Origin of the sequence: Candidatus Nitrospira nitrificans (genome assembly GCF_001458775.1) — a bacterium.
Lineage (GTDB): Bacteria > Nitrospirota > Nitrospiria > Nitrospirales > Nitrospiraceae > Nitrospira_D > Nitrospira_D nitrificans.
In genome coordinates this window covers 78,567-97,405 of the sequence record NZ_CZPZ01000009.1, presented here as the reverse complement: position 1 = coordinate 97,405, position 18,839 = coordinate 78,567, and the positions used below count along the sequence as shown (strand labels likewise).

General features: G+C 56.8%; 16 protein-coding genes and 1 pseudogene. 6 read left to right on the top strand and 11 right to left on the bottom strand.

Annotated elements, in window-relative coordinates; all coding sequences use genetic code 11:
- Positions 1-63: 63 nt before the first annotated feature.
- Together COMA2_RS07070 and COMA2_RS07065 are read right to left on the bottom strand one after the other, a co-directional pair.
- Positions 64-1,005, bottom strand: a complete 942-nt coding sequence (locus tag COMA2_RS07070; RefSeq protein ID WP_139077160.1) for an AAA family ATPase — start codon at positions 1,003-1,005, stop codon at positions 64-66.
- Positions 1,006-1,151: 146 nt separating this feature from the next.
- Entirely contained in the window at positions 1,152-2,459 is a 1,308-nt protein-coding gene (locus COMA2_RS07065; protein ID WP_090895902.1) for a hypothetical protein, read from the bottom strand.
- Positions 2,460-2,585: 126 nt separating this feature from the next.
- Here COMA2_RS07065 and COMA2_RS07060 point away from each other — a divergent pair, with 126 nt between their 5' ends.
- The 3 genes from COMA2_RS07060 to COMA2_RS07055 all read left to right on the top strand — a co-directional run bounded on the left by COMA2_RS07060 (position 2,586) and on the right by COMA2_RS07055 (position 4,838).
- Positions 2,586-3,596, top strand: a complete 1,011-nt coding sequence (locus tag COMA2_RS07060; protein WP_175304446.1) for a ChaN family lipoprotein — start codon at positions 2,586-2,588, stop codon at positions 3,594-3,596.
- Between the two features lie 89 nt (positions 3,597-3,685).
- Positions 3,686-3,865: a hypothetical protein gene (locus tag COMA2_RS19740; RefSeq protein ID WP_139077156.1), complete on the top strand. Its 180-nt coding sequence runs from the start codon at positions 3,686-3,688 to the stop codon at positions 3,863-3,865.
- A 73-nt stretch (positions 3,866-3,938) separates the two neighbouring features.
- Positions 3,939-4,838 (top strand): SWIM zinc finger family protein, encoded by a 900-nt coding sequence (locus tag COMA2_RS07055; RefSeq protein WP_090895898.1) that lies wholly within the window; start codon positions 3,939-3,941, stop codon positions 4,836-4,838.
- A 386-nt stretch (positions 4,839-5,224) separates the two neighbouring features.
- Here COMA2_RS07055 and COMA2_RS07045 read toward each other — a convergent pair whose 3' ends face one another.
- Entirely contained in the window at positions 5,225-5,827 is a 603-nt protein-coding gene (locus COMA2_RS07045) for an arylesterase (RefSeq protein ID WP_245630910.1), read from the bottom strand.
- A gap of 179 nt (positions 5,828-6,006) precedes the next feature.
- On the opposite strand from COMA2_RS07045, the gene COMA2_RS07040 reads away from it, so the two are divergent.
- Positions 6,007-6,783: an ABC transporter ATP-binding protein gene (locus COMA2_RS07040; protein ID WP_090895895.1), complete on the top strand. Its 777-nt coding sequence runs from the start codon at positions 6,007-6,009 to the stop codon at positions 6,781-6,783.
- Positions 6,784-6,800: 17 nt separating this feature from the next.
- Complete coding sequence (locus tag COMA2_RS07035; RefSeq protein WP_175304445.1) at positions 6,801-9,449, top strand: ABC transporter permease; 2,649 nt, start codon at positions 6,801-6,803, stop codon at positions 9,447-9,449.
- 34 nt (positions 9,450-9,483) lie between these two features.
- Here COMA2_RS07035 and COMA2_RS07030 read toward each other — a convergent pair whose 3' ends face one another.
- Positions 9,484-9,990, bottom strand: coding sequence for a PilZ domain-containing protein (locus tag COMA2_RS07030; protein ID WP_090895891.1), 507 nt, complete (start codon positions 9,988-9,990; stop codon positions 9,484-9,486).
- 155 nt (positions 9,991-10,145) lie between these two features.
- Positions 10,146-10,334 (bottom strand): annotated as a pseudogene (locus COMA2_RS21290) (hypothetical protein); the annotation flags it as partial.
- Between the two features lie 180 nt (positions 10,335-10,514).
- Here COMA2_RS21290 and COMA2_RS07025 point away from each other — a divergent pair.
- Complete coding sequence (locus COMA2_RS07025; RefSeq protein ID WP_090895890.1) at positions 10,515-11,513, top strand: methyltransferase domain-containing protein; 999 nt, start codon at positions 10,515-10,517, stop codon at positions 11,511-11,513.
- A gap of 59 nt (positions 11,514-11,572) precedes the next feature.
- Here the strand turns inward: COMA2_RS07025 and COMA2_RS07020 are convergent, their stop codons facing one another.
- From COMA2_RS07020 to COMA2_RS06995, 6 genes are all read right to left on the bottom strand, one after another.
- Complete coding sequence (locus COMA2_RS07020) at positions 11,573-14,152, bottom strand: M1 family metallopeptidase (protein ID WP_175304444.1); 2,580 nt, start codon at positions 14,150-14,152, stop codon at positions 11,573-11,575.
- 139 nt (positions 14,153-14,291) lie between these two features.
- Positions 14,292-14,990 carry a ribose-5-phosphate isomerase RpiA gene (gene rpiA, locus COMA2_RS07015; protein WP_090895888.1) on the bottom strand — a complete coding sequence of 233 codons (699 nt, stop codon included), beginning with the start codon at positions 14,988-14,990 and terminating at the stop codon, positions 14,292-14,294.
- Positions 14,987-16,057 (bottom strand): glucokinase, encoded by a 1,071-nt coding sequence (glk, locus tag COMA2_RS07010; RefSeq protein ID WP_090895886.1) that lies wholly within the window; start codon positions 16,055-16,057, stop codon positions 14,987-14,989. Before glk ends, rpiA begins: the two co-directional genes overlap by 4 nt.
- The gene (pgl, locus tag COMA2_RS07005; RefSeq protein WP_090895885.1) at positions 16,054-16,830 is read right to left on the bottom strand and encodes a 6-phosphogluconolactonase; all 777 of its coding nucleotides are present in this window, start codon (positions 16,828-16,830) and stop codon (positions 16,054-16,056) included. Before pgl ends, glk begins: the two co-directional genes overlap by 4 nt.
- Before the next feature lies 1 nt (position 16,831).
- Positions 16,832-18,529, bottom strand: a complete 1,698-nt coding sequence (locus COMA2_RS07000; protein WP_245630909.1) for a glucose-6-phosphate isomerase — start codon at positions 18,527-18,529, stop codon at positions 16,832-16,834.
- 162 nt (positions 18,530-18,691) lie between these two features.
- Complete coding sequence (locus COMA2_RS06995) at positions 18,692-18,829, bottom strand: RHS repeat protein (protein WP_175304443.1); 138 nt, start codon at positions 18,827-18,829, stop codon at positions 18,692-18,694.
- Between the last annotated feature and the right edge of the window lie 10 nt (positions 18,830-18,839).

Sequence of the window (18,839 nt, the reverse complement as noted above, 5' to 3'; positions counted from 1 at the left end):
AGGAGGGAGATTGACGCAGCATGTACCACCAACTCCGCGCCGGGACACAGATGAAGGGATGATCTAGACGGGAACAGGAATCGAGTCGACCAAATCCTGAATGATCTGCTCAGCTTGCTCAAAACTTCGCTGACGCAACCCCTGCGCGCGGGCCACCATAATGCGGTGAGACAACACGATGGGGGCCAGTTCCTTAATATCATCCGGCAGACAATAGGTCCGACCGCGGACGAGCGACAAAGCCTTGGCGGCCCGACTCAACGCCAACGCTCCTCGGGTACTGACCCCCAATGACAAGAGCTCCGACTGCCTGGTGCGTTGGACAATGGCCAAAAGATAGTCCGTAATGCTTTCCTCCATGAGAACGCGATCGACCTGTTCTTGGAGCAGAAGGACATCATGAGTCGCCAACAACGGTTGGAGTTGTTCGGCCGGATGGAGCGATTGCGGTCGGTCGAGGACCTTTTTCTCTTCCTCCGGCGAGGGATAGCCGATGCGAAGCCGCATCAAGAACCGATCCAGCTGCGACTCCGGAAGGGGAAACGTGCCATGGTATTCAGCGGGATTCTGCGTTGCAATGACCATGAAGGGCTGATTCAAGGGATAGGTTTTATTGTCGAATGAAATCTGCGCTTCGCTCATCGCCTCCAAAAGGCTGCTTTGTGTTTTCGGGGTCGTTCGATTGATTTCATCCGCCAATACGATGTTGGCGAAAATCGGGCCCGGCATGAACTCAAAGGCTTGTTTCTGGCGATTGAAGATCGAGACGCCCACGATATCGGATGGAAGCAGATCGCTCGTGAACTGAATGCGCTTGAAGGAGCAATCGAGCGATCTCGCAAGACTATGCGCGAGCGTTGTTTTTCCAACCCCTGGCACATCCTCCAGAAGGAGATGCCCGCGGGCCAGCAGCGCGACAATGCTCATTTCGATCACTTGCGGTTTACCTTTGATCACCCGCGCAATATTTTCCTGGATGGCTTGAATGATTCCCGTTGGATTCATGATGGTCTACGACGTGGGATGGCGTTGGAGGATTGGCTGGTGATCGAACACGATCGAAGTCTAACAAAGGGCCTGGAGACGGTCAATTTATTCAAGCTTTTTGCGCCCCTACGATGGGTCATCATGCACGGAGGCTTAGACTAGGCTTATGCGGGAACCAATGTGATGAACCATGGCGGAACTTCTTCGGTCATGGACGAGAACTTCCGTGCGGTGCTGCTCGCAGGAGTGCCCGGGAAGATGGCGCCTCGGCTGATGCGGACATACCGAAAATGACCGACAATGCCATCCGGCACCGGGGATGCGTCTGATCCCAGATAGTGACGCCGAAGGGCTGCCACCTCAGCCAAATCGATGGAGTCGCCGATCGCGAGACCCGCCAGAGCATGATAGACCTCGCCGAAGATCTTGGGCAGATTGGCGGAGTGGAAAAGTTCGTCTGGCGGGCGATAGCGTGGCGCCTCCAGCAGCTGCGCGAGGAGCTCCCAAAACACCTGCGCATCCACTGATCCCAGCACACACAGGGATCCGCGACGGGCGAGCAGGTCCAGGAGAGCAAGTGGGCCGACGATCTCAAACTTCCATGGCGGGAAGAGGAGAGCGCGGCCGGCATGCCGGACTTCGAGCGCTTGTTCTTTTCCAAAACGTGTCTGATAAAAGGCGCCTTTGGTACGCTCCAGTTCGTTCCGAATGAGGGCCTCAGAGAGCCTGGTCGGCTCATAGGCGAAAGTCGGTGTGGCTGGTGCCCAACAGGCGGCGATGGTATATCGTGGGGCCAGCAAATCCGACTTATCCAGATCGCCAAGGTTGAACATGTCTTGGTTGCCGAAGAAGGAGAAGGACACCTCCTCCTTCCGCTGCAACTTCTTCAGCCTTTCCGGATTCGCATGGAGCGGACCGCCCAATTGAGAGCCAGGGTCGAGCCGGTCCAGGCAGTGGATGACGAACGGGCGATGTGACTGATTGAGCTCGGGGCCGTACAGATCAGCCAACTCCTCGGCAAACGAAAGATCCCCGGCACCGATCTCCAACACAGACGCCACATCAGTGCGGCGAAGGAGATCAAATGGATTGCCCAACTGCCGTACGGCGTCTTCGACCTCCTCACTCGACACGTGAGTCACGGGCCACTTCGCGGCGGCTGCAGGCACCAACTCGAAAAAAACGGCAAGCGCGCGTAGGCCTTTGGCCGGAGGAAGGCCCGTGATGGACTTGAGGCACTCTCGGTCGAGATCCTGAACACGCCGTGGCACAGGCCGTTCGAAGAGACGCAACAAGGTCTCTTTCACTGAAACCGGAAGGTCTGCGCGCTGAACGGCCTCACAGAGTCGTGTGAGGGTAGAGGAAAAGACGGCATCTTCCATCAACTTCTTTGAGGCTTCCCATTGTTCCGGAAACCGGCGCGCACGAATACTGACAATCCGGCGGAAGCCAGCAAGCAGGTCGGGACTCATCGAAGTCTCAACGTCATGTGTAGAAGAGGGTGTCGATTGGAGTTCAAGGTGAGGAGCATAGTAATCTTCAAACTATAGCGTCAAGCCTGCTTGTTCATGCTCATGGGGTATGATAGGAGTGGTTTCATGCGAATGCGATTTCTATCTACGGATTCTCTAGGTTGGCAATCGAGCGTCCTGCTGCTCGTGCTCGTCGGTCTGCTGGCATTTCCGATCGGTTGTGCGGCTGAGCGCGACGGCAGCCTCCGGTCCACCGCCGATGAGGGATGGCAACCTTGGCAAATTCTCGACACTCGCACCGGCCGCGTGCTCTCGTTTTCAGAATTGATCAATAACCTGGAACGGTCCGACATCGTCTATCTGGGAGAGGAACACCACAATCCCTACCATATCGAAGCCGCGCTCAAAGTATTGGAGCACTTGGTGGCCGATGGCATTGAACCCACCATTGGAATGGAGATGTTCGGCTGGGACGGGCAACCGGCGCTCGACGCCTATGTCGCGACTGATCAGCCCGTCACGAGCGAGTTTTTGGAACAGGTGCGCTGGAAACAGAATTGGGGTGGCGCGTTTGAAGATTACGCCCCATTGGTGACATTCGCGCGAGACCGACGCTTATCTGTCCGGGCGATGAACCCACCCAAGCCCTTGATTCGTCGCGTCGTCAAACAGGGCCTTGACCAAGCCAAGCAAGAGCCTGAATGGGCCCCGTGGGGAATCCTACAGGATGAGATCATCGACGATCCCCCATACCGCGAGAAGATCGTCGATCAGTTGAGACGGTGCCACGGAGGAAGCGAGGAGCACTTCCGGACCATGTACGAGGCATCAATGGTCCGGGATGAGGGCATGGCAAGAACGCTGGTTATCGCGCAAGAGGAATTTCGCCGCGAAAACGGCGGCCCCCGTCGTATGATCGTGAGTTACACGGGAGGTGGCCATGTTCAATTCAACCTCCCCGTGCCGAAGCGAGTCGCCAGACGCCTGGGAGGTGACGTCAAACAGACCACAATTTACATGACATCGTTCGAGCCTGCTAAAACAGCCGAGATTCAGGCTCTCATGCAAGAATTCATTGCGGATTATGTTTGGCTGACACCCACGGGCAAAGCCAATCCGGCCAAACCCTGCCGGTAGGATTATCGCAGCGCTTTCCACTTACAGATCGTCGGTACGCTCGCAGGCTGTTCAAAAAAGCTGTGCAATAAGCCTCAGCGAGCGAAGAGGTGAATCGTAGACTTTTTCACCCGCCGACCTATCGCCCGTGCGAACAGGCGTTTGCCAGGCCGTACGTTGAGCCTCTGAGCGATGCGATCTGCCTGCGCGAAGCGCTTCGTCGAGGGGGGGACGCCGCCGGCTGTTTTTCAACACTCTGCGAGGGCAAGACAAAACCGTCCATTGCTTGACAGGATTCACATCGCTCGTCACACTGAGCCCATCATGATGCTCGGTGGCAGGGCAAGAGATCTTCGCACCTAAATGCAAAAGAAAATTCTCTGCAGCGCTGAACGACTCGGCTTGCTCGATCCGCAAATGATCCAGGCCGTTTCGGATGCCTCGTCCTTTCAAATCGCCCATCAGTACTTGACTGCGAATCGCGTCCGTATCGTCGAAGCCGATGATTCCCAAATCACGTCTGCCGTCATCGGGAATGCGGGGCTGTACGAGCAGACCATCCGTTTGAAAGACGGCCACCTCGTCTCGAAATGTTCCTGCACGCTTCTCGAAGAGCCAATGTGCCGCCATTGCATCGCGGTATTACTGGAATATCAGCGATGGGCCCAGCCCAAGCAATCACGAAAGCCAAGGCCTGTGAAGGAGTCGGTCGCGACGTCTCCGGTCGGCCCTTCGGAGAATGGGAAAAAGACCACCCCGCACTCGTCCACACCCGACGTGAAGCTCAGCGAGGTCATGGTGTTTCTGGAATGGCTGGAACCTGCGACGAAAGCTCTTGAGCGGCAAGAGCCGCTACCTAGTCCGCCCGCGCTCGGTCACGGAGCAGCCCTTACGTGGATCCAAACAATTAGGAACCTTGATGAGCGACGCAGGGAAAATGAAGAGGTCATGACGAACCTCGAATCTCAGTTGAAAGACCGCGACGCTGACGTGGGACAACTGACACAACAACTCCAGGCCTCTCTGCGGGAGAGCAATGCCGCGCATGCCGCCACTCAGGAACTTCAACGGGAAGTGATCTCCTACAAGGAGGTGTTGGCCAGAGTCAGCGAGTTGACGACCGAGATCGTGCGGCACATCGGACAAATGCGGGCGGTGACGGGTGATATGCAGCAGAAGGGCTCTCAGCTCGAGAAGCTTGTCGGCTCATTTAAAGAGGTGGCTGAAGCGCTTCAGTCAGCCGTTGTGCTACCCCCCCACTGATTGCAAGTTGCCACGTTCCCCTCGTCGATTCTCTCATGGCTGGTATCCTCTTGCGCCTCCCAATCCACATCCAGTAAAATCAGCGCCAATTTTTCGTCTGCGAATTTAGGAGGGGGCAGAGATGAGACGGCTACTTTCACGAACAGGTCTGTTAACGGGAACCGTACTGATCCAGGCTTTACCGGCGTTAGCGAACGCTCCAGAAGGAGGAGGGGCTCCAGATTACAGCGGAGTCACCGGTATATACTATACGATGATTGGGGCGATTCTGGCGTACGGCGTCTACGACACGTTTTTTAAGAAGTCGTAAGGAATAGTGCCGCGTCGACCCGCCTAACGTCGCCTTGTCTTCACCGGTTGCGGGTTCTGAACGAACAACCTCATGTTCAACCCTGCTTGTGAGCGGGCATGGGGTTGTGTGTCCCCTCGTTCAGCATTGGCCTGAGTACTTTAAGCACCTGCTCCACGATGACTTCGTATCCCTCCTTGGTTGGGTGAATGCCGTCAGCCTGATTCAGCGAGGATGAACCGCCAACCCCTTCGAGGAAAAAGGGGATGAAGAGAAGCCGGCTTTCTTTGGCCAACAGCCGGTACATGGCTTCAAAGCTTGCCGTGTAATCCTCTCCATAATTCGGCGGCAGCTTCATCCCAGCCAAAACAACCGTCGTACCGGCTGCCTGTAGCTGTCGGATGATCTGACGGAGATTGTTTTTTGTTTGATCGACAGGAAGCCCCCGGAGTCCGTCGTTCGCCCCCAATTCGAGAATCACCAGGTCAGGTTTGTTATTGAGAATCCAGGGTACGCGTCGAAGGCCGCCGGCCGTCGTGTCACCGCTGACACCGGCATTGATCACCCGGTAGTGGTAGCCGAGGCTATCGAGTTGGCGTTGGAGTTGAGCCGGGTAGGATTCATCGGCCTGCACCCCCAATCCGGCGGTGAGACTGTCTCCAAACGCGACGATACGGGGCCTGTTGTCCGATGCCGACAAGGAGGCTCCTCCCGACGTGAGCGGCCAAAGCAACATCAAGAAGGCCGGCACGAGTATGTTATGAAATCGTTTCATCGGTGAATAGGCGATTATGATATGAGGCAATACACGATCACCGACTCCGTACAGTATAATATCATTCCTGATTCTTTTATCTAAGAAGGCGGACAGGGTCTTTGATGATCACCGTGAAAGATATTTCGATGGTCTTGGCCGCGGCAAGTCGATCCGTCACGATCCTCGATCGCATCACCTTTGAAATCCCGGCGAAACAGACGGTGGCCATTGTAGGACCATCAGGAAGCGGAAAGTCGACATTGCTTGGGTTGATGGCCGGCCTCGATCGACCAACCGCCGGATCTATTCAACTGGACGGGATAGACATCACCACTATGTCTGAGAGCCGGATGGCCCGCTTCCGGCGCGAAAAGGTGGGTTATATCTTTCAATCGTTTCATCTTATTCCGACTCTGACCGCAATCGAAAACGTCGCGGTTCCCCTGGAGCTCAGCGGCATGAGTCGAGCCGGTGATCGGGCGGCGGAACTGCTTGCCGCAGTCGGATTGTCCGACCGGATGGGGCACTATCCGGTTCAGCTATCCGGGGGCGAACAACAACGAGTCGCGGTGGCCCGGGCTTTTGCCTGTCGCCCGCCTATCTTATTGGCGGATGAGCCGACGGGGAATCTCGACAGTTCCACCGGTGCCCATGTCATCGAGTTGCTCCTCTCGCTTCACCGTGATTCCGGCGCCACCCTCGTGCTGGTGACACATGATGCAGCACTGGCCTCATCGATGCAGCGTGTCCTGTCGCTACGAGACGGACGCCTGGAGTCCGACAACATGACCAGGGGTGCGGAATTCCTCGACGACTCCTCGGCAACCTCGCCACGTTCAGAGCAGGCGTCCTCCGCCGATCGATCATCCTTGGACCTCTTCCCCACCTTCGGGTCATGACTTCTTTCGTATTCATCATGGCGTGGCGAGAAACACGCGCCGCATGGCGACACTTTCTCTATTTTTTGGTCTGTATTGCGATCGGCGTCGGAGCCTTGACCGGGGTCTCCCTTTTTGGAACGCAGATCGAGCATACGGTGACAAAAGAAGCACGAGGACTTCTCGGGGGTGATCTCGAGATTCGACTCGCTCGCCCGATAAGTCCGAAAGGCCGGGACGTGCTGGACTCATTGCGCGAACGTGGGATCGTTCTGACACACGTCAGTGAGCTCGTGGCGATGGCGGCGAGAGCCGGATCCTCCGGGAGTGGACAGCCGACGCAAATCATAGAGTTGAAGGCCGTTGAGCCACAGTACCCGCTGTATGGATTACCGCGACTTGAACCGAGCAGCGACTTGGTGGAACTGCTTCGGCAACAGACGCACGGATGCCCCGGTCGAACTTGCTTTGGCGTGGTGGTGCAGGAGTCTCTGTTGATCAGGATGGGGCTCACGGTGGGAGATCAACTCAGGATCGGACAAGGGCTCTTCATCATCACCGGCATCGTTAAAACGGAGCCGGATCGCATGGCCAATGCCTTCAGTCTTGGTCCTCGCGTCCTGATGTCACGAGAAGGGCTGCACGCGGCCGAGCTGATCAAGCTGGGCAGCAGGATTCGCGAACGATATCTTCTGAAAATTCCAAACACGATGGCGCCTGACCCGCTGCTCTACGAGCTGAGAGGACGACTTGCGCCGGACGCTGCCCGCGTGTCCAGTTACCGAGACGCACAGCCCCAACTGAAGCAGTCGTTGGAACAGCTGACCCGTTATGTAGGCTTGATCGGCTTGACGGCGCTGTTCGTTGGAGGGCTGGGAGTCGCCACGTCGGTGCATGCCTTTGTCCGTGAAAAGTTACAGACCATCGCGATCTTGAAGACCGTGGGCGCGGAGTCCTCGACGATTATTCAGACCTACGTGCTCCAGGCCACAATCCTCGGGTTGGTGGGAAGTCTCGTCGGCCTTGGGATCGGTGTGCTCCTCCAGCAAAGCCTCCCAGGGGTGATCGCCGCATTGATGGCATCGGACCTCCTCGACCAATTGGGATTCAGTCAGGGAGGGCTGGAGCTTCCCCTGGCGCCCTTGGCCAAGGGATTGGCCTTGGGCATACTCTCGACACTTTTGTTTACACTGTGGCCGTTACTGACGATCCGTGACGTCAAACCGGCTCGGATTTTTCGCCGTGAGGTTACCCCACTGGCATTGTCCAATGAGTCGAACCCAACCCGATGGTGGATGTTCTGGAAAGGGCTTGACCGAGCAAAGGCCGTTACATCGGTCGGGGTCGGCTTGGGGCTGGCGTTGTTGTCGGTGTGGCAAGCGAATTCCTGGAAAGTCGGCCTGCTCTTCATCCTCGCCTTTGCGGTGGCGGTCGTGCTGTTGGGGACGTCGGCACGTGGGGTGCTCATGGCCCTGAAGAAATGGCCTCGACCTGAGGCTCTTGTTCTTCGTCAAGCGCTGGGCAATGTCTTACGCCCAGGAAGTCAGGCGGTGAGTATCACGATTGCCATCGGCATCGCCGTCATGGTCGTGACGACCGTGTCGCTCGTCGAGCGCTCGCTCCTTGCGCAAGTCGGCGACAACCGGCCGACCGACGCCCCGACGTTTTTCTTCATCGATATCCAACCTGATCAGGCAGAAGGGATGACGACGCTCCTGCGCCAACGGTCGAGTGATCCAAACCCTCGGTTGACGCCGCTGGTACGGTCCCGGCTCGCCGGCCTGAAGGGGACGCCAATCAAAATTGAGGCGACATCGGAAGAGGAAGACCAAAAGGAGAAAGCGGCTCAGAAGGAAGAACGGCGAAAGAAGTGGTACCTCACGCGCGAATACGTCCTGACGTTCCTCCAGGATTTTCCTAAGGACAATAAGATCGTTCAGGGCGACTGGTGGAAGCCGGGACAAGTCTTTACGAAACCGCTGATCTCGATCGAAGAAGATGCCGCGAAACAACTCGGTCTTACCGTCGGAGATACGCTTGAGCTGGATATACAAGGCACACCCATCACGGGAGAGATCAGCAGCATTCGACAAGTGGAGTGGGGAAACTTTTCCACGAACTTCTACATGATCTTTTCACCGGGCGCGCTTGATGGAGCCCCACACACCTATGTCGCGACCGTTCACGTGACGCCGTCCGAAGAGGTGGCCCTCCAGCAGGCCGTCGTGGCCTCATTTCCCAATGTGACGGCCATCAATATCGGCGACGTGTTCGACAGTTTTGCACGGGTGCTCGATCGGCTCTCGCTGGCTATCCGAGCCGTGGCCCTGTTCTGTGTCTTGTCCGGAGGTCTAGTGATGGCGGCGGCTCTGGCGGCGACACGCTATCGGCGGTTGTACGAATCAGTCATTCTGAAAGCCCTGGGAGCGACTCGCAGCATGATCGCGCGTTCCTTTGCCGTTGAGTACGCGCTTCTGGGAACACTGGGAGGGTTGCTGGGATGTGCATTGGCCAGTGCCTTGTCCTGGGCCGTGCTTGCGAGTGTGTTCGATCTCTCCTGGAGCCTGCAACCGACCACCCTTGCGATAGGCTTCGTGGCCACAATCATGCTGACTATGCTGGTCGGGTTTCTTAGCACTTACCGATTACTCGGTCAGCCGCCATTGGCGGTGCTTCGACAGGAATAGCTGTGCATGCCCTAGATACCCACACAGTTCGCGATTAGTTGCTTGCGGGAAGGAGTTCGGGCAACCAGACATCGATGAGCTGGCGAATGCGCCGCTCATCGCTTCGATGAAGTTTGGTGAAGCGCAGCCCGATCGCGCCATCGGCGATGGAGCGGACAACTGCCTCCTCAATCGTCACCGGGAAAGAATTGTCCGAATACTGGAATTCCAGTTCCAGGCGTGAGCCAATCCTCATCGGAGCCGTGGAACGAATTCGGCATCCACGAATCGACAGATTATCAATCACGCCCTCATATCCAGGGCCGGAAAATGTTGAGGATCGGCGCGATTTAAACCAGACCGGGAAGGACACCTCGACACGATCGAAGCTGCGACGAGGATTGGGTGTGCGGCGCCCGAGGAAGGTTCGAAAGCGATCGGCGCAGAGCTGGCACCGAAACGGATAAATCGTAAGACCACTCAGGAGCACATCGGAAATAGATTTTCTGGCCGCGAGGCGGATTTTGCTCGCTCCGCAGGTCGGACAGTGGAGCTCAGACATTGGATTTTCCAAATAGTAGGTTCGTTGATTGTAACGAGATGCAGTGGCCGCGACAACCAAGTGAATATGCCTATCAGCTGGTACTTACGTTGGAGAGGGGATCCCGGCTCTTTCCTTCTGAATCCTATGAGTTCCGCTTGCAACAGATGTCGTGAAGAGATCACATCGGCATCCATTTCAACGATGCTTCCAGAATGTCCCCGAATTTCGAATAACATATGTGGGTGTGAATCCGGCTCTCATCCTAACTCCGTTCGCCGCGAGTTTGGAGGACGTGGTTGATCGTCGCGGACGAACGACCATTGGAGAATAGTCACCGGCCCGTGGGCATGCCCGTCATCGGGCATCGCCAGAGATTCGAATACCCTTCGCATTGACTTAGCAGCATTTTCGAGGCTACTCTACGCCGCTTTTTGCCTCCGTCGGCGTATCAAGAGAGCACGGCGGGTGTTTCCTAGGTTACTCGTGTCACTTCTTTGTATCGGCCATAATGTCGACGAAATCCCGTTGATTCAGACATTCGAATGATGAACATTTTCCTATGGGCGATCGTCCTTCTCCTGGTCTTGCTGCTGATCGGATTAGTGCTGTACTGGCTACTTCCCCGCACATATCAGTCTGCCGATTCTGTCGCCCATTCCTATGATGACTGGACGAATGACGGCATTCTCGAGTTCTACTGGGGCGAGCATATCCATCTGGGACACTATGGCTCTCCGCCCCGCAAAAAGGATTTTCTCAAAGCCAAGTCAGACTTTGTGCATGAAATGGTGCGTTGGGGTGGGTTAGACAAGCTTCCTTCCGGGACGACGGTGTTAGATGTGGGCTGTGGCATCGGCGGCAGCAGTCGCATCCTCGCGCGAGATTATGGCTTCGCTGTCGCAGGAATCACCCTCAGCCCTCAGCAAGTCCGACGTGCTCAAGAACTGACCTCCCCAGAGGTGAATGCCCGCTTTCAGGTCGATGATGCGCTGGCACTGTCGTTCTCTGATGCCAGTTTTGATGTGGTCTGGTCGGTCGAGGCAGGACCGCACATGCCGGATAAGGCACAATTCGCTCGAGAGCTCTTGCGCGTGCTGAAACCGGGCGGAATTCTGGTGGTTGCCGATTGGAATCAGCGTGATGATCGCCGGGTTCCACTCAATTTTTGGGAAAAGAAAGTGATGCGGCAACTGCTGGATCAGTGGGCTCATCCGGCGTTTTCCAGCATTGAGGGGTTTTCAGAATTACTGGAGGCGACTGGGCTGGTGGCGGGTGAAGTCACCACAGCAGATTGGACTGCCGAAACCTTACCCTCATGGCTCGATTCGATCCGGCAGGGAATTGTCCGTCCGGCGGGGCTTGTTCGGTTTGGCGTGATCGGGTTGATTAAATCATTGCGAGAAGTGCCCACGTTCCTGTTAATGCGTATGGCATTTGGGGCAGGGCTGTGTCGCTTTGGCATGTTTCGGGCAGTGCGTGCCAATGTCCCTAGGAGCGAGATGTTGTCTACGCAGATGGATGACAGGCTTGTGCGATCATGAGTGCCAAGAATCAGCCCCTCATATCGCGTGCGCATGTGGGAAAACGGATTAACTGCGTTTCATTCTTGGAGTGAACTGGCAAGCGCGGTGCGCATCGTGCGTCCTTCCCGTTCACGGAATGAAACGGCTATGCGGAGCTGTTCCAGGTACTGCTCAAGGGTTTTACCGCCTAGATCGATCTTACGTGACGCAAAGAAGCTTCGTACGTCCCGTTCCAACTCCGGGGTAGCGAGACCGGCGATTCCTCCGCACATCCGCCTCAGGCCCTGCTTCGGGAACAGCCGATCCATTCGATCCCAATTCGTCTTCACAAATTCCCACGCGACGTCTCGGCTGTAGACATTGGTCAGCAATGCCCCGACGACAAACGGAGCATCTTGAGTGCGGATCTCGCCGTTGGTCGTTCGTTCCAATGTGCGCCTTGCTAGGGAGGGGAGAGCAAATACCGCCAAGGAGAATAGGTACCGGCGTTCCTCCTGAGGGGTGGAAGCCGTGCGATAGCGTTCTGAGAATTCGTCGTAGCGAGCTTCGTCCCCCGTATGGGCCAGAATGGCGACGAGCGCCGGCACGATATTGGGATCGACGGTCGTCGGATCTTTTCGATATCGATGATAGCGATCCGCTGCGTCTTGCTGCGTCGCCGCGTCGTTGCCGAGCTTCCCGATGGCGCCGAGCAGGTCTCCACGCAATTGCCGCAGGAGATCCGATTCGCCGGGCATCGCATTCCATCCCAACTCGTTGATGGCCGGCTGTATGCAGCCACGCACAAATGTTTCCAGCGTTGACCGATCTTCCGGCGAGATGATCTTGTTTAGGAAGGAGAATGAGTCCAGCAACACGGCCCAGACATTTTTGTCCCGGTCGTTCGTAAAATGCCTGGTGAGTCGGAGGTACTCCGGAAGCGGCGTGAGCCCGGCCATCGTGGCGGCCCAGGCGTCGCTGACGAGCGCAAATCGTTCAATGACCGCCAGGTGCTCGAGGCCTTGCTCGAGTAGTTGCTTTAGGAGCAACCCCTGATGGCGGACACGATAAAACCCATGCCCTCCTTCGTTGACAAAGACGGAGGTGACGCCGGCCGGTAGGTCGATACTCGCTTCCCGTTCCGCCAGAAGCAGCTTGCGATGTTCCGTACGATCTCCAACGGTCAGACGGACTTGGATCGGAACCTGCCACAATCGCTCCGATGCCGGCTCTGGTGCGAGATAGGTGAATCGTTGTTGCGAGAGCCGTAGCTCCTGACCTTGCAGGTCTGCCGTGATCAAGGGAAAACCGGGCTGAAAGATCCAGCCGTTCATGAGCTCCGGGACCGGTTGGTGACCGACCGAGCCAAGAGCGGTCCACAAATCCTTGGTATCGGCATTCCCATAGGCATGGGTGCGAAGGTATTGTCGCACTCCATCACGAAACACGATCGGCCCGATGTGCTGTTCCAGCATCCGAAGGACTGACGCGCCTTTTTCATAGGTCAGGATATCGAACATGGCGTCCGCATCCTTGGGCGCGTGGACCGGGAATTCAATCGGCCTGGTGCTCATAAGTCCGTCGACGGAAAACGCAGCCGCCCGGGCGACACTGAAACTCTCCCACCGCTTCCATTCCGGTCTCCAGGCATCGACCGCCAGCATTTCCATGAACGTCGCGAAGGCTTCGTTCAGCCACAATCCGTTCCACCAGGACATCGTGACTAAGTCGCCGAACCACATGTGCGCATTTTCGTGGGCCACCACATCAGCCACCCGCTCAAGCTCTGCGTGGGTTCCCGTGCGTTCGTCCACCAGCAAGGCTGTCTCCCGAAATGTGATGGCGCCCAGGTTCTCCATCGCCCCTGAGGCAAAATCCGGGATGGCAAGGAGATCCAGCTTATCTCCTGGATAGGGGACGCCATAGTAGTCTTCGAAGAACTTCAACGACGCCGCGGCAATGTCCTGTCCGAATGGTGTGAGTGGCTGTTTCCCCGGAATTGTCCAGAGTCGAAGCGGCGTCTTCCCGACGTAGACGGGCGTCGTCGCTTCGATCCGCCCCACGATGAAGGCCACCAGATAGGTCGACATGATGATGCTGTCGGCAAAACGGACGATCTTCTTGTCGATCTCCATCGATTCAGAAACCACCGCCGTATTCGACACCGCGGTGAGGTGTGGATCGATCGCGAGTGTCGCGGCGAAGACAGCCTTGAAATCAGGCTCATCCCAACAGGGAAACGCTCGACGCGCATCGGTGGCTTCGAATTGCGTGGCCGCAAGTGTCTGCGTGGTCCCCGACGCATCCTTGTAGGTACTTCGATAGAACCCGCGGAGCTGATCGTTCAATGCGCCTTCAAACGAAATGGCGAGCTTCCATTCGCCTGGATCAATGGCCTCCTGAAACGAGAGCTTGGCCCGTTGTGTCTTTTGCTCTAATTCAATCGATGCGTTGAACGGCTGCCGATTCGGCCTTTCCACGACCGCTGACTGAAGCGCGAGATCGACGGCATTCAAGAGGATGGTCTGCGTCATCTGCTTGACCATGATCGTGATCGTCACCCGGCCGGTGAACGTTGCGCCCGTGAGATCCGGTTCAAGCCGGAGGTCATATCGGGTCGGCATCACATGTCGCGGGAGCCGATACGGATCGTTGCTGCTTGAAATATCAACACTCATGTCTTCACCTTGGGGTCTCGTCGTTATTGAAGCGTCTGTGAAATCGAATGGTACGAGTGTATACGCTATTGGGACGGTCAGAAGGAAGCGAGTCCGTCGACCAAGGACCCGTAGAAGCTCTCGTCTGCTGAGTAAGGGCTCATGCCTCGGGAGCATGGAGAGTGTGAACGCCCTGGGGCGTGCCGACGATCAACACGTCCGTTCGACCGACAAAGAGCCCCGTTTCCACGACACCGGGGATGAGATTCAATGCTGTTTCCAGTTCACTCGGCTGACTGATGTGATCGATATGCACATCAACGATCAGGTTCCCAGCCTCGGTTGTAAACGGAGCCCCGTTGCGCTCTCTAAGCACCGCACGGCTTTTGGTCATGGCTTCAATCGCTCGCGCGGTATTGCCCCACCCAAAAGGAATGACCTCGATAGGAAGCGGGAAGACCCCTCCAAGCACCGAGACCTGTTTGGTGTGGTCGACCATGACGATAAATTGTTTCGCCGAGGCGGCCACGATCTTTTCTTTTAAGAGCGCCCCTCCCCCACCCTTGATCAGATTGAAACGGGGATCGACCTGATCGGCCCCGTCGATCGCCACATCAATGTCCCATCGATTTTCCGAGTCGATAAGCGGGATGCCGGCCTGCATGGCGAGGGCGGCAGTCTCTTGCGACGTCGGCACACCTCGCAACTTCATGCCGGCCCTGACCTGCTCTCCGAGCGCCACCAGAAGATGTTTTGCCGTGGATCCTGTCCCCAGGCCGACGACCATGCCGTTGCGGACGAATTCACTCGCTTTTAAGGCAGCCGCTTTTTTGAGATGATCGAGATTGACCGAAGTCATGGCATGGACGCGAGCGAGAGGGCTGCCGCAACAGATGCGGCACCGAGCAGAGCCGTCTGCTGATTCATGATGACCTTCACAGGGATGTGAGTCATCAAGCGCTTATACCGGCCTTTATTGGTGAAGGCTTTCATGAATGCGCCATCTTGAAGTTTCGTGATGAGTTTCGGGGCGATGCCGCCGCCCACATACACTCCATCGAGCGAGAGGGCCTTCAACGCAAGGTTCCCGGCTTCCGCTCCATAAATCGTCGCAAAGAGTTCCAATGCTTGCTTAGCAATCTCGGCTTGACCTTGCAGACCTGCTTGGGCAATTTCCGCCGCCGGATTGCCGACCTTGATTTTTTCCGCCAGCCATGTCGGCTCATTCTTTTTGGTGTCGCGCAAGAACTCATACACGGCATGTAAACCTGGTCCGGACAAGATCCGCTCGTAGCTCACATGGAGATATTGCCCTCGTAAATAGCGAAGCAAATCCATTTCCTGGTCATTGTTCGGTGCGAAATCCGCATGGCCCCCCTCTGACGGCATCGGGCGATAGGATTTTCCGTCCCAAAACAGGATGGCTTCCCCCAGTCCCGTACCGGCGGCGATCAGCGCAAGGGCTTGTCGTTTTTTCGGGGGATGGCCTGCATTCAACACTTCCAGTTCGTCGGAGCGTAACCACAGAACTCCGTAGGCGGTGGCTTCCAGGTCGTTCAACAACTGTACGCGTGGGATCTCGAACTGTTTGGCGATAGTTGATCCGTCGACAATCCATGGGAGATTCGTTGTTTGGCACCGATTATCAATAACCGGCCCCGCTATGCCGAAACAGGCAGCCGTCAGCTTCATGGATTCAGCAGGGCGCTCTTCAGCCTGTTGACTCTGGCTCCCTTCCTCGGTCTCCAATGAGTCTGCTCGGGACGGCGGTCTGGGTGGTGCGAGAAACTCGACGAGAATGTCTTCCAGCGATGTGTAATCACCGCTGTGAAAACTTTCCAGGCGCAGCGGTTCTACTCGCTCGGCGGTCCAATCGTAGAGCGCCAGGTTGGTTTTCGTTCCTCCGATGTCCCCGGCGAGAATCATGACTTCCCTCGATGTGACGGCATCGTCTTCAGCTGTTGTGCGGCCGAGTGATCGAGCATCCACACAAGTCGACCAGATTCCGGCGATATCCTCGCCGCCGGCAAAGACCGATCCGCCTCAGACTCCTGCTGGAGAACCCTGCGAACCATCTCTGCTTTACCCGAGCCCGTCACGAGGAACAGTACCACAGCTGCATGATTCAGGACACCTAGAGTCAATGTCAGGCGAGACTTGACGCCAGTGGGCGCATGGCCCACCGTGACGATCCTATTGTCTTCCCGCAGGGCTGCCGTTCCGGGAAAGAGCGATGCGGTATGTCCATCGTCTCCGAGGCCGAGCAGGACGAGATCAATGAGCGGCACGGTTGGTGGAGGACTTTGGGTCAGTCCTCGAATGGTCTCCTCATACTCTTGAGCGGCAGCCGTTGGGTCTGCATATTCACCTTTCATCCGATAAATGTGATCTGGGTGAACGTTGAGCGGTTGAAACAGCGAGGTATGAGCCATCTTGAAATTGCTTTCCGGATGGTCAGGCGGGGTGCAGCGTTCGTCACCGAACAAGAAAACAATACGTGACCAATCAAGCCGTGCCTTCCACTCGGGAACGGCCAGGACCTGGTAGAGCGCCTTGGGGGTGGATCCTCCGGAGAGGGCCATGAGGAACCGACCCTTAGACCGAATGGCTTGCTCACCGAGCGAGATAATGAAAGCCGCAGCCTCCTGCGACCATTCATGCAGGTCGGCTGCGATGCGGATGTCCGGGATGACGGGCATATCAGCGGCGAACGACCTTACGACGTTTCTTTGAGGCTGTACGACGTCCGGATGATGCTGCCCCCGCTAACGCCGCTGCGATGGCGTTCACCGTGGCGGCTTGGTCACGGCCTAATTGAACACGAACAGCCTGACGCTGGTGTGCGCGGAGTGATTCTATGTCACCGGTTGCTTGCGCATTCGCCAATGTTCCAAACGAGAACGGCTTTCCGGGAATCGGCATGTCGGGCGCCATCCGGTCCACTAACTCCAGGAAGACACCGGTATCGGGACCGCCCTTGTGGAGTTGTCCCGTGGAATGCAGATAGCGCGGCCCGTAGCCAAATGTCGTCGCCACTCGGTGTTTTGACATGAGGGCTCGGCGGAGACGCCCGACGGCTGCTTCGAGTGGGCGCGACGGCGTTGTGTACCCAAGCACGGACACATAGGTTCCAGGCTGAAGCAGACGAGACAAATCTGTCGCGGCTTCTTTAGGTTGGCTGCTCGCTTGCTCTGGTAGCCGCCCCGTCGACTGGAAAGTTTCGAGCACTCGATTCGTGTTGTCTTTGCTCTCCTGGACATTCGGTTGGTCGAACGGGTGAATACCGAGTACGTGTCCGGCGATCGCCGTCGCAAACTCCCACCGGAAAAATTCCGCCCCCAAGTCGTACCGATCGCGAAGATTGAACTGGAGAACCGGATGTTCAGCTTTGACGAGCGCGTGAACCGCGTGATCCAGCGCCAGATTCTTGTCTCCTTTGAGTTTGAGATAGACAAAGAAGCGGTCGGTTCCATAGGCTCGTGGCCTCAAGACTGGTTCCCGTGCGACGGGGATGAGGCCTGTACCTTCTTTGCCCGTGCTTTCAGCAAGAAGTTGCTCGACCCAGAGCCCGAACGTCGCGAGCGACGGTGACGCAATGACCGTCACCTTATTACGTCCAGTCTTGGCAAGACTGCCCATGGCTGCGCCTAGATAGGCTCCCGGATTAGTCTCGACGGCTTTTTGCTGGCGACATTGTTCCGCCATATCGACTGCCCGATCCAAGAGCTTAACAATATCGACGCCAAGGAGCGCGGCAGGAACAAGACCGAACAGAGAGAGCACAGAATAGCGTCCACCGATATCAGCCGGGTTGGTAAAGATCTCTCCAAATCCATAGTCCCGCGCCATCTTCTCCAAGCCCGTGCCTGGGTCAGTGATCGCGACAAACTGCTTTCCTCCATGATTTCCCTTGGCCTTCGTCACCACGTTCCAAAAATGCGCGAAGAGCGACATCACTTCGATGGTGCCCCCGGACTTGCTGGCCACGAGAAAGAGAGTCCGCGTCGGGGAAATAGCCTTTGTGACCTGCCGAACCCAGCCAGGAATGGTCGAGTCAAGAACCCACAAACGCGGGAAGCCCTTCTGCGATCCAAACACGGTACGGAACACTTCCGGCCCAAGACTGCTGCCTCCCATGCCCAGGAGCACGACATCCTTGATGTTTAGACCCTTTGCGCCGGTGACACAGCCTTGCAGTTGTCCCAGCTGTTGACGCATCTGGTCCTGCACCGTCAACCAGCCCAGCCGGTCTGTGATTTCCTTTGGATCGGGTTTCCAAACACGATGGTCCTTGGCCCACAGCCGCTCAATGACCTGAGCCTGATTCAGAGCATCGAGAACGGGATTGACAGTGGACTGGAACAATGCCGGAAGCTTGTCACTCAACCGCATAGACATAGGCCTTCCTCTTCGACGGAGTTCCTGTGGCGGAGCCGGTGGGTAATGAGACCGTATCTTATGGAGCTCACGTAGAAAAGGCAACGCTTCTTCGTGTCCTTGCATACAGACGAATGTGCGGTGTGTGAAGGGGTGAGGGACCCATCTGACAAGCGGGAGACATCACCATCCGGAGAGAATCTGAAACATCGCGATGACAGTAATCGGGGCACCCACCCCACCCGTGTTGCGGGTGAGGGACAACAGATTGCCGACTGCGTCGTACTGGTACGTCGCGACATAGCCCTGCTCGCCGATCACGTGCGACAGC

What these genes read in the sequence shown, in the direction of transcription:
- glk (WP_090895886.1), bottom strand. Translation starts at nt 16,057, where the DNA reads ATGATTCTCGCCGGGGACATCGGAGGAACGAAAACCAACCTGGCGCTC.
- COMA2_RS07020 (WP_175304444.1), bottom strand. Translation starts at nt 14,152, where the DNA reads ATGAGTGTTGATATTTCAAGCAGCAACGATCCGTATCGGCTCCCGCGA.
- COMA2_RS07065 (WP_090895902.1), bottom strand. Translation starts at nt 2,459, where the DNA reads ATGAGTCCCGACCTGCTTGCTGGCTTCCGCCGGATTGTCAGTATTCGT.
- COMA2_RS07060 (WP_175304446.1), top strand. Translation starts at nt 2,586, where the DNA reads ATGCGAATGCGATTTCTATCTACGGATTCTCTAGGTTGGCAATCGAGC.
- COMA2_RS07030 (WP_090895891.1), bottom strand. Translation starts at nt 9,990, where the DNA reads ATGTCTGAGCTCCACTGTCCGACCTGCGGAGCGAGCAAAATCCGCCTC.
- COMA2_RS07070 (WP_139077160.1), bottom strand. Translation starts at nt 1,005, where the DNA reads ATGAATCCAACGGGAATCATTCAAGCCATCCAGGAAAATATTGCGCGG.
- rpiA (WP_090895888.1), bottom strand. Translation starts at nt 14,990, where the DNA reads ATGACTTCGGTCAATCTCGATCATCTCAAAAAAGCGGCTGCCTTAAAA.
- COMA2_RS07000 (WP_245630909.1), bottom strand. Translation starts at nt 18,529, where the DNA reads ATGTCTATGCGGTTGAGTGACAAGCTTCCGGCATTGTTCCAGTCCACT.
- COMA2_RS07040 (WP_090895895.1), top strand. Translation starts at nt 6,007, where the DNA reads ATGATCACCGTGAAAGATATTTCGATGGTCTTGGCCGCGGCAAGTCGA.
- pgl (WP_090895885.1), bottom strand. Translation starts at nt 16,830, where the DNA reads ATGCCCGTCATCCCGGACATCCGCATCGCAGCCGACCTGCATGAATGG.
- COMA2_RS07035 (WP_175304445.1), top strand. Translation starts at nt 6,801, where the DNA reads ATGGCGTGGCGAGAAACACGCGCCGCATGGCGACACTTTCTCTATTTT.
- COMA2_RS07055 (WP_090895898.1), top strand. Translation starts at nt 3,939, where the DNA reads ATGCAAAAGAAAATTCTCTGCAGCGCTGAACGACTCGGCTTGCTCGAT.
- COMA2_RS07025 (WP_090895890.1), top strand. Translation starts at nt 10,515, where the DNA reads ATGATGAACATTTTCCTATGGGCGATCGTCCTTCTCCTGGTCTTGCTG.